Source organism: Streptosporangium sp. NPDC004379 (genome assembly GCF_042873875.1).
Lineage (GTDB): Bacteria > Actinomycetota > Actinomycetes > Streptosporangiales > Streptosporangiaceae > Streptosporangium.
Genome location: NZ_JBIAMC010000007.1, coordinates 143,735 through 156,186, shown reverse-complemented (window position 1 = coordinate 156,186; position 12,452 = coordinate 143,735). Strand labels below are relative to the sequence as shown.

The window sequence follows — 12,452 nt, the reverse complement described above, 5'->3', positions numbered from 1 at the left end:
CTCCCGCGACGGGGCCGCTTGGCGAGGAGAGGCGATGACACAGCTTCCGCTGCGGGCTCAGCTCGCGAGCGCTCTCGGACGGACGGCCGCGACCCTGTCCAGGGCCACCGGCCGCGGCGACGGCTCGGTGATCGGTGGCCGGATCGGCCTGGCGCTGGAGCCCGGCCTGCTGAGCCAGCTCGCCCGGGACCGCAGGCTCGCCCTGGTGAGTGCGACCAACGGCAAGACCACCACGACCCGCCTGATCACCTCCGCCCTCCAGGAGCTCGGCGACGTCGCCACCAACGCCTTCGGCGCCAACATGCCCGCCGGGCACGTGTCGGCGCTGGCGTCGGCCAAGGACGCTCCGTACGGCGTGCTGGAGGTCGACGAGAAGTACCTTCCCGCGGTGATCGACGCCACCGGCGCGGGTGTGATCGCCCTGATGAACCTCAGCCGCGACCAGATGGACCGGGCGGGCGAGATCTGGCTGCTCGCCCAGAAGTGGCGGCGGGCCCTGGCCGGCAAGAACACCCACGTGATCGCCAACGCCGACGACCCGCTGGTCGCCTGGGGAGCATCCACCGCCGCCCGGGTGACCTGGGTGGCGGCGGGACAGCCCTGGAAGGAGGACTCCTGGTGCTGCCCCGAGTGCGGCGGCCCGCTCGACCGCAAGGGCGTCGACTACACCCCGCCGGGCGGCCACGTCGCCGGCGCGGCCCCCCTGGCGATGGTCCCGCGCCCGGCCGAGGACGACTGGGCCTGTCGTGAGTGCTCCTTCCGGCGGCCCCAGCCCTCCTGGTTCCTCGACGACGACGCGGTGATCGACCCGCGCGGGCAGCGCTGGGTCCTGGACCTCCAGCTTCCCGGCCGTGCCAACCGGGCGAACGCCGCGATCGCCCTGGCCGTCGCCGAGGCGTTCGGCCTGCCGGTCCAGGCGGCGCTGCCCCGGCTGCGCGAGGTCAGGTCCGTCGCCGGCCGCTACACCACGGTGGAGCGCGACGGCCGCCGCGCCCGGCTGCTGCTGGCCAAGAACCCCGCCGGGTGGCTGGAGGCGTTCGACGTGCTCGACCGCTCGCTGCCGGTCATCCTCTCGGTGAACGCCCAGGGGCCCGACGGCCGCGACACCTCCTGGCTGTGGGACGTCGACTACCGCGTCCTGCGCGGCAGGCCGGTCTTCGTGACCGGGGAGCGGATGCTCGACCTCGCGCTCCGGCTGGACGTGGCGAACGTGCCGTTCCAGCTCGTGGCGTCCTTCGAGCAGGCGCTCGCCGCGCAGCCGCCGGGCAAGGTCGACGTGATCGCCAACTACACCGCCTTCCAGCAGATCCGAGCGGAGTTCGACCGTGCAGTCTGACAGCGTCCTGCGGCTCGTCTGGATCTACCCAGACCTGCTGAGCACCTACGGCGACCAGGGCAACGTCCTGGTCCTGGAGCAGCGTGCCCAGCGCCGCGGCATCCCGGTCCAGACCATCCACGTCCGCTCGGCGGACCCGGTGCCGGACAGCGGCGACATCTACCTCATCGGCGGCGGCGAGGACCGGCCGCAGATCCTGGCGGCCGAACGGCTGCGCCGCGACGGCGGCCTGCACCGGGCCATGGCGCGCGGCGCGGCCCTGCTGGCGGTCTGCGCGGGCTACCAGATCATGGGCAGCACGTTCGGCGGCGAGGAGGGGCAGCCGGTCCAGGGCATCGGCCTGCTCGACATCGCCAGCGGCCGGGGCACCGGCCGGGCGGTCGGCGAGCTGGCCGGGGAGGCCGACCCCGCGCTCGGCATCCCGATGCTCACCGGCTTCGAGAACCACATGGGCGTCACCCGGCTGGGACCGGGCGTCCGCCCGCTGGCGCGCACGGCGGTCGGCGTCGGCAACGGCGACGGCACCGAGGGCTGCTACGCCGGGAAGGCCGTCGGCACCTACCTCCACGGCCCGGCGCTCGCCCGCAACCCGGGCCTGGCCGACCTCCTGCTCACCTGGGCGGTCGGCGCGCAGCTCCCGCCGATCGACGACTCGTGGTACGACCGGCTCCGCCAGGAGCGGCTGACCGCGGTCCTGCCCCAGCAGGCCTGACGGTCCTCCCTCGGGACGGGCATCGGCCGCCTCCGGTGCCCGTCCTCCTGGGCGGCCCGCTAGTAGACCAGCGCCTGGACACCCTCGGCGAGGACCTCCTCGACGAAGGTGGGGGCGCCCGCGATGCGCACGCCGTCGATCAGGTCGTCCGCCGTCATGTCCCGCCGGGCCGCGCACTGGGTGCACAGCGTCACCCGGCCCCCGGCGAGAACGGCGTCGAGCAGGTCGCCGAGCTGCGCCGCGTGCGGCAGCGCGAACTCCTTGGCCCGGCCGGGCAGGGCGAACCACGACGCCTCGCCGGTCAGCCACAGCGAGACGGGGACCCCGCTCGCCAGCGCCGCCGCGGCCACCGTGAACGCCTGGTTGCAGCGCTCGGGGGCGTCCGCGCCGGCGGTCACCTTTATCACCAGTGAACGTGCCATGGTAGGCAGCCTAATGCGGGCGGGAACCGCGGGCACGGGCCGTACCGGGGCGGTCTCGACGCGCGGCCCGGCGCGGGGGGAACCGGGGGCGCGAGCCGTGTGGGGGCGGCCTTAGGCTCGTGTGCATGGACGTTCCCGAGCTGCATCCCGGCCTTGAGCCGATCGCCTTCCTCCTGGGCCGGTGGGAGGGCGCCGGAGTGGGCGGATATCCGACGATCGAGAGCTTCAACTTCGGGCAGGAGATCGTCTTCGGTCACAACGGCAAGCCGTTCCTGACCTACACCAGCCGCACCTGGCTCCTGAACGACGCGGGCGAGCGGGTCCGCGAGCTGGCCACCGAGACCGGCTACTGGCGGCAGCTTCCCGACCGCCAGCTGGAGGTGTGCCTGACGCACCCCACCGGGATCGTGGAGATCTACGTCGGCGAGGTCGTCTTCCACAAGATCGAGCTGCGGACCGACGTGGTCGCCCGTACCGCCACCGCCAAGGAGTACACCGCGGGCCACCGCCTGTACGGCCTGGTCAACGGCAACCTGATGTGGGCCTACGACATGGCGGCCGAGGGGCAGCCGCTCCAGTCGCACATCTCCGCCGAGCTCAAGAAGGTGGCCGACTTCGTGCCGGAGGCAGGATAGGACCGGCTTCGCGCCGGAGGGCAGGAAAAGAAAAGAACCCCGGGCCTGCTCCCGCCGCTCGCGGCGGGGCCGGATGGACCAAAGACGGGATCTTCGTGTCCCGCCCTCCGGCGGCCCGGGGTTCCGGTGATTGCCATGGATTCGCCGAACGTCGCGAGACGTCCGGACAGAGTCCGGAGTCGCGGCGTCCTAGCGGACAGCCACCTCGCTAGCCCTAGAACTGTCAACCATTGTCTGGACCACCTCCTTTCTGCGTGCCCCAAAGCTATGCGGCCGGGTCAGCTCAAGGCAAACGTTTTTCCACCCGTCCCGCCCGGCTACCCGAACAGCTCCCGGCCCCAGTAGTCGCCGGCGTCCCGGACTCCGGGCGGGCAGGCGAACAGGCCGCTGGAGACGTGCTTGATGTACTCGTTGAGCGAGTCGGCCTTGGCGAGACTCGTCTGGATCGGCACGAACTGCTTGCGCGGGTCGCGCTGGTAGGCGATGAAGAACAGCCCGGCGTCCAGCCGCCCCAGCCCGTCGGAGCCGTCGACGTAGTTGTAACCGCGTCTCAGCAGATGCGCGTTGCCGTGCGCCGAGGGGTGGGCGAGCCGTACGTGCGCGTCGGGTTTCATCGCGGTGAGGTCCACCGGGTCGAACTCCTGCTTCCTGCCGACCGGCGCGCCCTCGCCCTTGTCGCGGCCGAAGATGTCCTCCTGCTCCCGCAGGGGGGCGCGGTCCCAGGTCTCGATCATCATGCGGATCTTGCGGGTGACCAGATAGCTGCCGCCCGCCATCCAGCCGGGCCCGTCCGTCGCGGTGGCCCAGAGCTGGTCGCGCACCAGCGCGGTGTCCTCCAGCTTCATGTTGTTGGTGCCGTCCTTGAACCCCATCAGGTTGCGCGGGGTGGCCTGGGCGCGCGAGGTGGAGGAGGTACGGCCGAAGCCGAGCTGGGACCAGCGCACCGACACCCGCCCGAACCCGATGCGCGCCAGGTTCCGGATGGCGTGCACCGCGACCTGGGGATCGTGCGCGCAGGCCTGCACGCAGATGTCGCCGCCGGAGATCTCGGGGATCAGATGCTCACCGGGGAACCTCGGCAGGTCGGCCAGGGCGGCGGGCCGGCGGTCGGCCAGCCCGAAGCGGTCGTCGAACAGCGTGGAGCCGAAGCCGACCGTCAGCGTGAGTCCGGAGGCGGGCAGGCCGAGCGCCTCGCCGGTGTCGTCGGGCGCGCCCTCGGCCGGTCCCCCGACGGCGCCGAACGCCCCGGCCTCCTTGCCCTGGGTGAGGCGGGCGGCGGCGGCCGTCCACTCCTGCAGCAGGTCGACGAGTTCGGACTTCTTGTCGGTGGTGACGTCGAAGGCCACGAAGTGCAGCCGGTCCTGGGCCGGAGTGACGATGCCCGCCTGGTGCTCGCCGTAGAAGGGGAACGGGTCGGAGGCGGATGAGACATGTGCGACCGGTGGGTCGGTCCTGAGCGAGCGGGTGGCGACGGCGGTGGTCCCCGCCGCCGCCACGCCGGCCGCGCCCAGGCCCAGCACCGCTCTCCGGCTCATGCGCTGGTTCATGGCAGAGCCCCTACCCGGCCACGACAGGCGCGATCTTGCTGATCGGCTCGGCCAGCGCGTTGATCACATCCGACAGGCTCTTCAGCTCCTCCTTGGACAGCTCGTTGTGCAGCCTCCAGCCGTTGCCCTTCTGGTGCTTGCCCAGTTCGGCCTCGGCGGCGGCGAACTTCTCGTCCAGGATCTTGACCAGGTCGGGGGAGCGCTCCTCCAGAACGGGACGCAGCGACTGCACCGCCGCCTCGGAACCGGCCAGGTTGGCGGCGAAGTCCCACAGGTCGGTGTGCGACCAGATGTCCTCCTCACCGGTGATCTTGCCTGTGGCGACCTCGTCGAGCAGTTCCTTGGCGCCGTTGGCCAGGTTGAGCGGGGTCAGCTCCGCGGCGTTGGCCTTCTCCACGATGGTCTTGACGTCGGCGATCAGCTTGTCGGCGACCGGGCCGTCCTTGCTGATGTCCTTGGTGACCCACAGATCCTTCTCGATCTTGTGGAAGCCGGTCCACTCCTCACCCTCGGCCAGGTCCGCCTCGCGGGCGTCGATGGCCGGGTCGAGGTCGCCGAAGATCTCCGCGACCGGCTCGATGCGCTCCCAGTAGGTGCGCGCCACCGGGAACAGCTCCTTGGCCTCGTCGATCCGGCCGGCCTTCACCGCGTCCACGAACTCCTGCGTCTTGACCAGCAGCGTGTCGCTCTGGCTCTTGACGTACCGCTTGTAGCCGGCGGTCGCCTCGGCGAGCTTGGCGTCCGCGTTCAGCGGCTTGTGCTCGCCGGTGACCTTCAGCGGGTTGCGGATGCCCTTGCCGGTCATGCCGGGCTTGCACACCGTCTCGTAGCTGCCCGCCGGCAACTCGGCGATCAACTCACGGGTCAGGCCCGGCACGATGTTCTCCACCTCGGCCATCACCCGGTCGCCCGGTGCGTAGACGTAGAACTCGGTGACCTTGCTGCCGCCGTTGGTGATGGAGAACGTGCTGGCGCCGGCGGCGACCTCGGAGACGGCGACCTTGCACTCGGTGTCGCTGGCGGCGACCGTGACCTTCGCGGGCTTGGCCGCCGCGCCGGGGCCGCCGGTGGCAGGGGTCTCGGCCGCACAGGCGGTCAGCGAGGCCAGGGCCAGGGCGCCGACGGCGAGACGGATGATGGCGGACATGATGCTCCTGTTCAGGCCGCGTGCGCGGGAGCGAGCTGCGTGCGTGAAGGACGCAGGAAGAAATAGAGGGAGGGGATCACGTAGGCGGCCCAGGCGATGGTCTCCAGGACGCTGGGCTGCGGGGTGATGTTGAGCATTCCCGACAGCAGCGCGCCGTACCACGAGTCGGCGGGCAGGACGGCGCTGATGTCGAAGGCGTAGGTGTTCAGGCCGGGCAGGACGCCGGCCTCCTGCAGATCGTGCACGCCGTACTTGAAGATTCCGCCCGCCACCAGGATGAGCAGGAGGCCCGTCCAGGTGAAGAAGCGGGTGAGGTTGACGCGCACCGCGGATTTGTACAGGCCGTAGCCGAGCGCGACCGCGGTGAGCAGGCCGAGGGCGATGCCGATCAGCGGCTGGGAGGAGGCGGTGGCGCCCTGCACGGAGGCGAAGAACAGCAGCGCCGTCTCCAGCCCTTCACGCGCCACGGCCAGGAACGCCATGATGACGACGGCCAGGGAGCCCAGCGCCAGCGCTTCGGAGAGCTTGCCGCGTAGTTCGCCGGACAGGGCGCGGGCGGCCCGTCTCATCCAGAAGATCATCCAGGTGACGAACACGACGGCGAGCAGCGAGGTGATCGCCTCGAACAGCTCCCGCTGCTGGAAACCGAGCTGCGCGGCGGTGAAGGTCAGGACCGCTCCGAAGCCGACCGAAAGAGCCACGGCGGTGAGCACACCGACCCAGACGTGCGGAAGCTTGTCCCTGCGGTCGCTCTTGACCAGGAAGGCGACCAGGACCGAGACGACGAGCGTCGCCTCGAGCCCTTCACGCAGGCCGATGAGATAGCTGGCGAACACTGTTGCTCCAACTCCGAGGGTGATGAGCGCGAAATGGCGTTACGGCGTGGCAGGCGATCCGCCTGCGGGGCCCGGATCGCGCGCGGCGATGTTCATGACGGCGAGCACAGCATGCTCCTCAGAGTCGTCGGAGGAGAGCCCGGCCACGGCTCCGCTACTTGCCGTAAAAGTTAACATAGCCTCACCTAACTAACCAGGCGGCCCCCCGGTCGCGCGAGAAGGCCGGCACGCCGGAGCGGTTCCGGCGGATCCCGGGCCGCTTCCCCGCTCCGGCGACCGTTCCGGCCGCCGCCCATCCCGACCTGGGTCGCCGTCTCCTCTCCGGGAGTGTGCGGCCCCGGTCCGCCGGGGTTGCTCCTAGACTCTGGGCATGTCCGAGACGTCGTGGCACGAGCAACTACGGGCGCACGGTTACCGGGTCACCCCCCAGCGCCAGCTGGTGCTGGAGGCCGTCAAGGCCGCCGGGCACGCCACCCCCGAGGAGATCTGCGCCAAGGTGCGGGAGACCGCGCGCGGGGTGAACATCTCGACCGTCTACCGCACCCTCGAACTGCTCGAACAGCTCGGCCTGGTCACCCACACCCACCTCGGGCACGGCGCCCCGACCTACCACCTGGCCGCCGACGCCGACCACGTGCACCTGGTCTGCCACGAGTGCGGTGAGATCGACGAGGTCGAGCCCGAGCTGGTGCGCGACCTCGTGACCAGGTTCGACGAGGAGCTGGGGTTCGCGGTCAACGTCCACCACCTGACGGTGTTCGGGCGTTGCCGTAAGTGCCGCTGAGGGCTCGTAGGCTTGGGACCATGCGAAGCCCTCTGCTGGACACTCCCGGCGCGGTCGCGGCCGAGGCCCCCGACGCCGACGTCGCCGGACACTACGGCGACCCGTTCGCCGAGCAGCGCGCGTTCCTCGCGGGCGAGGCGATGGTCGACCGGAGCAACCGGGAGGTCGTACGGATCTCCGGGCCCGACCGGCTGAGCTGGCTCAACGACCTGACGTCGCAGAAGCTCGACGGCCTGGCGCCCGGCGTGCCGACCCAGACGCTGTTCCTGGACGCCCAGGGCCGCGTGGAGCACCACCTGACGCTCGTCGACGACGGCGAGGCCGTGTGGGCGCACGTCGAGCCGGGCACGTCGGCCGGGCTGGTCGCGTTCCTGGAGAAGATGCGGTTCATGCTCCGGGTCGAGATCGCCGACGTGACCGGTGACCACGCGGTCGTCTCCGTCGCCGAGGGGACGCCGGTCGCCCCGCCCGAGGGGTCCGTCGTCATCGGGGGCGACGTGCTGCTGCCGCGGGCGCTGCTGGCCGACCGGCTGGGCGGCATGGCCCTGGCCGGGTTGTGGGCCTACGAGGCGCTGCGGATCGAGGGGCACCGCCCCCGCCTGGGCTTCGAGACCGACCACAAGACGATCCCGCACGAGGTGGGATGGATCGGCCCGGCGCTGCACCTGAGCAAGGGCTGCTACCGGGGCCAGGAGACCGTGGCCCGGGTGCACAACCTCGGCCACCCGCCGCGCCGCCTGGTCTTCCTGCACCTGGACGGCAGCGTGGACACCCTGCCCCGGCACGGTGACCCGGTGACCTGCGACGGCGCGGAGGTCGGCTTCGTCGGCAGCGCCGCCCGGCACCACGAGCTCGGTCCGGTCGCGCTGGCCGTGGTCAAGCGGACCGTGCCGGTGGACGCCACGCTCCAGGCCGGGGGGGTGGCCGCGGCTCAGGAGGTCGTCGTGCCGCCGGACGCCGGCCGCAACGTCACCATCGACCCCTCCCTGCGCCGCCGCATCCGCTGACACGACCCCGCCCTCCGGCGGCGGGCCCTGAGAGGCGAGCGGCCCGGCCCTCGGCGAAGGGGCCGGACCGCTCGCCGGCCCAGGTCACCGGAAAGGCCCAGGTCACCGGAAAGGCCCAGGTCACCGGAAAGGCCCAGGTCACCGGAAAGGCCCAGGTCACCGGAAAGGTTCCGGCCGCCGGAAGACGGCCGCCGCAGGTCAGAAGGCCAGGGTGTGCAGAAGCGCGGCGGTCAGGGCGGCGCGCTCCACCATGCCGTCCACGCTGATGTGCTCGTGCCGGGCGTGCGCGCCGGCGCCGACCGCGCCGAGCCCGTCGAGGACCGGCAGGCCGAGCGCGGCGGCGAAGTTTCCGTCGCTGGCCCCGCCGACCGACCGCTCGCCCAGGTCGAGGCCGAGCCGGGCGGCCACATCCCGGGCCTGCCCGAACAGCCGGGCGGTGCCCTCGCTCCGCTCCATGACAGGGCGGTTCCACCCGCCGGTGATCTCGATCGAGGCGCGGGGGTCGTGCGGGCGCAGGGCGGCGAGGGCGGCGTCCACCCGGGCCGCCTCACCCTGGCTGGCGACGCGGACGTCCACCTCGGCGCGGGCCGCCCCGGCGACGACGTTGGAGCCCGTTCCGCCCGAGACGACGCCGACGTTGACGGTCGTCCCGGCGTCGAGATCGGTGAGGTCGTGCAGCAGCCGTACGGCCCGCGCCAGCTCGTCGATCGCACTGGCGCCCTTGGCCGGTTCGAGGCCGGCGTGCGCCTCGACCCCGGTGAACTCCAGGCGGAAGATGCCGACGCCCTTGCGTTCGGTCTTCAGCGCCCCGTCCACGCTCGCCTCGAACACCAGCGCCGCGGCGGCGTCGCCGGCCGCCTCCTCGATCAGCGGCCGGGAGGCGGGGCTGCCGATCTCCTCGTCGCCGTTGAGCAGCAGCCGCAGCGGCGGCCGGGGAAGCCCGGCGGCGTCCAGCGCGCGCAGCGCCCAGACGAGCTGGACCAGCCCCGCCTTCATGTCGAAGACGCCGGGGCCGCTCGCCCGGTCCCCCTCGACGGTGAACGGCCAGGCGGCGAGGGTGCCGGCCGGCCACACCGTGTCGTAGTGGGCGAGCAGCAGGATCGGCGCGGTCCCCCGGCCCGGGTAGTCGTTCACCCGGATGTCGCCGTACGGGCCGCCGTCGGCGCGCCGGGTGGCCACGGGGGCGCCCAGCCGTTCGGCCAGGTAACCGTCGAGCCACGCGAGGCCGATGTCGAGCAGCGCCCTGTCATTGCTGGGGGTCTCCAGCGAGACGTACTCCGACAGGTCGGCGAGCAGGTCGGCGCGGTGCCGGGAGATCCAGGCGTGCAGCGCCCGCGCGTCCGTCGTGCTCCCCGCGCCTCCCGCGCTCCCCGCGCCTCCCGCGCTCCCCGCGCCTCCCGCGCTCCCCGCGCCTCCCGCGCTTCCCGTGTTCCCCGCGCTCCCCGTGCTCCCCGTGTCCTTCGTGTCCCGCACGTCGCTCACGCCCTCCGCGTCCGCGTCTCCCGCTCCGCTCATGTCCGTGAAGCCTCCCGCATTCATCGGGTGGCCTCCAGGTCGCGCAGGTGGTCCTCGCTCATCGGGACGCGCCCGGCCTCGACGTCGGCGAGGCGGGCGAGCACGCCGCGGGTCAGCGGGGTGGCGACCCCGGCCGCGTCCGCCTCGGCGAAGACGGCCCCGTAGTGGTCGTGCACCTCGACGGGGCGGTGCCGTACGGCGATGTCGCGCCAGATTCCGCTGCGGTCCTTGGGCTGGGTGCGCAGCCAGGCGGTGAGCCGGTCGGTCGCCGCCTCGCGGGCGTCCTCCGGTGCACCGGGCAGGTACGTCCCGGGATCGAACGCGTCGAACGGCTCCAGCCGGTGGCCCAGCCGCGCGGCGACCGCGAACACCTCGGCCACCAGGGCGTACATCAACGGGCGGTGCTGGTCGATCAGGCCGGCCATCGGCGCGTCGGCCAGCGCGGTCGCGGTCAGCATGATCCCGAAGCCCAGCTTGGACCACAGGTAGCCGTTGATGTTCCCGGTGGCCTTGGCGCCCAGCCCGGCGAGGTCGGAGACGACCCGGTCGACCCGGGGGCTCGACTCGCCCGACAGTTCGCCGACCACGAAGGCGCCGGGTCCGCCGTCACGGATGACGCCCGGCTCCACCACGTCGGCGAAGAGGTTGACGAACGCGCCCACGACGCGGTCCGCTCCGACGTGCTCGGCGATGAGCCGCTCGTTGAGCCCGTTCTGCACCGAGACGACGAAGCCGCCGGGGGCGAGCCGGGGCGCGATCCAGCCGGCCGCGCCTCCGGTGGCCTGGGCCTTGACGCACAGCAGGACGTGCCGCAGCGGGCCGTCCACCTCCTCGGGGGTCGCGGCGCGGACCCGCGTGGTCTCGTCGCCCGCCGCCCCCCGGAGCACCAGCCCGTCGCGGCGGACCGCGGCGACGTGCGCGGGGTCGGCGTCGACGAGCAGCACGTCGTGCCCTCCCCGGGCGAGGTGGAAGGCGACGCTCCCGCCGATGGCCCCGCCGCCGACGATCGTGTACGGCGCGCCCGGGGAGACTCCCGCGGCCCCGGTGGTCGCTCCGGCCTCGGCGGCCTCGGCGGTCCCGGTGGCCTCGGCGGTCCCGGTGGTCGCCGCGGTGGCGGGCGCGTGACGTGGCCCGGTCATCAGGTCAGCTCCTTTCCCCTGGTCTCGGGCATGGTGGTGTAGACGATCACGCCGATGAGGGCCGCGGCGACCACGTAGAGCCACACCTGCTCGCGGTAGCCGTTCGAGCTGAGCCAGGTGGTGACGTACGGGGCGGTGCCCCCGAAGACCGCGACGGACAGGGCGTACGGCAGGCCGATGCCGGTGGTGCGGACCTCGGCGGGGAACTGCTCGGCCATGACGACGGCGCAGTTGGCGGAGTAGCCGACCAGGAAGACCATGCCGACGATCTCGATGACGAGCAGGGCCCCGAAGCCGCCGTCGAGGAAGTGGAAGGCGGGCCAGGCGATGACGAGGAAGCCCAGCGCGAAGGCGGTCATCGTGGGCTTGCGGCCGATCCGGTCGGAGAGCAGGCCGCCGAACGGCAGCAGGACCAGGAAGACGACCACCGCGATGGTGTTGGCGAGCAGGGCCTGGTTCAGCGGGATGCCGGTGTCGACGTGGGCGTAGGTCGGCATGTAGCTGACCCAGATGTAGTAGAGCAGGGTTCCGGCGATGGTCACGCCGATGACGCGGAGCGCGGCCCGCGGGTGCTCCCGGAACATCGCGGTGAGCGGGTTGGCGCGGGTCCGGCCGGACGCCTCGGCCTTGGAGAACGCCTCGGTCTCGGGGACCGAGACGCGCAGCCACAGGCCGATCAGGCCGAGCAGGCCGCCGATGGCGAAGGCGATGCGCCAGCCCCAGCTCCCCAGCGCGGCCTCGTCGAGGAAGGAGGTGAGGACGGTGCCGAGCGCCGAGGCGATCAGCACGCCGCCGCCGACCGAGACCTGCTGCCAGGACCCGGCGAACGCGCGCCGCCCGCTCGCGGCCGACTCGATGAGGAAGGCCGACGAGGTGCCGAACTCGCCGCCGGCGGAGAAGCCCTGGACCAGGCGGGCGAGCACCAGGACGATCGGCGCGGCGATGCCGATGACCTCGTAGCCGGGGCAGATCGCGATCACGAAGGACGCCGCCGCCATCAGCGTGATGGTCAGCGTCATGCCCTTCTTGCGGCCGTGCCGGTCACCGTACACGCCGAGGATCGCGCCGCCGATGGGGCGCATGAGGAAGCCCACGGCGAAGACCGCCAGGGTGGACAGCAGGCTCACGGTGGGGTCGCCGGAGGGGAAGAACTGGCGGGAGAACACCGACGCGAAGGTGGTGTAGATGGCCCAGTCGACCCACTCGACGGTGTTGCCGATCGCGCCCGCGACGATCGCCCTGCGCTGTGCCGGGGTGAGGCGCGTGGCGGGCGCTCCGGTGGGTGTCTCGACGCTCATGGTGGTTCCTTCGGTGCGCTCTCGGCCGTCCGGGCCGTTCGGGTCGTCCGGGCCGTTCGGGCCGGCCGTACGGC

General features: G+C 72.5%; 12 protein-coding genes. 5 read left to right on the top strand and 7 right to left on the bottom strand.

Annotated elements, in window-relative coordinates:
* The first annotated feature begins 34 nt into the window (after positions 1-34).
* Positions 35-1,336, top strand: a complete 1,302-nt coding sequence (locus ACFYSC_RS17395) for a MurT ligase domain-containing protein (RefSeq protein ID WP_362940801.1) — start codon at positions 35-37, stop codon at positions 1,334-1,336.
* Positions 1,326-2,048 carry a type 1 glutamine amidotransferase gene (locus ACFYSC_RS17390; RefSeq protein WP_389962125.1) on the top strand — a complete coding sequence of 241 codons (723 nt, stop codon included), beginning with the start codon at positions 1,326-1,328 and terminating at the stop codon, positions 2,046-2,048. The genes ACFYSC_RS17395 and ACFYSC_RS17390 overlap by 11 nt, the downstream gene beginning before the upstream one ends.
* Before the next feature lie 59 nt (positions 2,049-2,107).
* Here the strand turns inward: ACFYSC_RS17390 and ACFYSC_RS17385 are convergent, their stop codons facing one another.
* Positions 2,108-2,470, bottom strand: a complete 363-nt coding sequence (locus tag ACFYSC_RS17385; protein WP_362940795.1) for a DsrE family protein — start codon at positions 2,468-2,470, stop codon at positions 2,108-2,110.
* Positions 2,471-2,595: 125 nt separating this feature from the next.
* On the opposite strand from ACFYSC_RS17385, the gene ACFYSC_RS17380 reads away from it, so the two are divergent.
* Positions 2,596-3,105 carry an FABP family protein gene (locus ACFYSC_RS17380; RefSeq protein ID WP_389962122.1) on the top strand — a complete coding sequence of 170 codons (510 nt, stop codon included), beginning with the start codon at positions 2,596-2,598 and terminating at the stop codon, positions 3,103-3,105.
* Positions 3,106-3,422: 317 nt separating this feature from the next.
* Here ACFYSC_RS17380 and efeB read toward each other — a convergent pair whose 3' ends face one another.
* From efeB to efeU, 3 genes are read right to left on the bottom strand one after another with little or no spacing between them, the layout of a single operon-like run.
* A complete protein-coding gene (efeB, locus tag ACFYSC_RS17375; protein WP_389962120.1) occupies positions 3,423-4,652 on the bottom strand; it encodes an iron uptake transporter deferrochelatase/peroxidase subunit in 1,230 nt (409 codons plus the stop codon).
* 10 nt (positions 4,653-4,662) lie between these two features.
* Positions 4,663-5,799, bottom strand: coding sequence for an iron uptake system protein EfeO (gene efeO / locus ACFYSC_RS17370; RefSeq protein ID WP_389962118.1), 1,137 nt, complete (start codon positions 5,797-5,799; stop codon positions 4,663-4,665).
* 11 nt (positions 5,800-5,810) lie between these two features.
* A complete protein-coding gene (efeU, locus tag ACFYSC_RS17365) occupies positions 5,811-6,635 on the bottom strand; it encodes an iron uptake transporter permease EfeU (protein WP_389962116.1) in 825 nt (274 codons plus the stop codon).
* Positions 6,636-7,005: 370 nt separating this feature from the next.
* Here efeU and ACFYSC_RS17360 point away from each other — a divergent pair, with 370 nt between their 5' ends.
* Both ACFYSC_RS17360 and ACFYSC_RS17355 read left to right on the top strand, forming a co-directional pair.
* A complete protein-coding gene (locus tag ACFYSC_RS17360; protein ID WP_389962114.1) occupies positions 7,006-7,419 on the top strand; it encodes a Fur family transcriptional regulator in 414 nt (137 codons plus the stop codon).
* Between the two features lie 20 nt (positions 7,420-7,439).
* On the top strand, positions 7,440-8,426 hold the full coding sequence (locus tag ACFYSC_RS17355) for a YgfZ/GcvT domain-containing protein (protein WP_389962112.1): 987 nt from the start codon (positions 7,440-7,442) through the stop codon (positions 8,424-8,426).
* Between the two features lie 198 nt (positions 8,427-8,624).
* Here the strand turns inward: ACFYSC_RS17355 and ACFYSC_RS17350 are convergent, their stop codons facing one another.
* The 3 genes from ACFYSC_RS17350 to ACFYSC_RS17340 are packed head-to-tail and all read right to left on the bottom strand — an operon-like array spanning position 8,625 to position 12,378.
* On the bottom strand, positions 8,625-9,941 hold the full coding sequence (locus ACFYSC_RS17350; RefSeq protein WP_389962111.1) for a M20 family metallopeptidase: 1,317 nt from the start codon (positions 9,939-9,941) through the stop codon (positions 8,625-8,627).
* 20 nt (positions 9,942-9,961) lie between these two features.
* Positions 9,962-11,080 carry a ketopantoate reductase family protein gene (locus ACFYSC_RS17345; RefSeq protein ID WP_389962109.1) on the bottom strand — a complete coding sequence of 373 codons (1,119 nt, stop codon included), beginning with the start codon at positions 11,078-11,080 and terminating at the stop codon, positions 9,962-9,964.
* Positions 11,080-12,378, bottom strand: a complete 1,299-nt coding sequence (locus tag ACFYSC_RS17340) for an MFS transporter (RefSeq protein WP_389962107.1) — start codon at positions 12,376-12,378, stop codon at positions 11,080-11,082. The genes ACFYSC_RS17345 and ACFYSC_RS17340 overlap by 1 nt, the downstream gene beginning before the upstream one ends.
* Between the last annotated feature and the right edge of the window lie 74 nt (positions 12,379-12,452).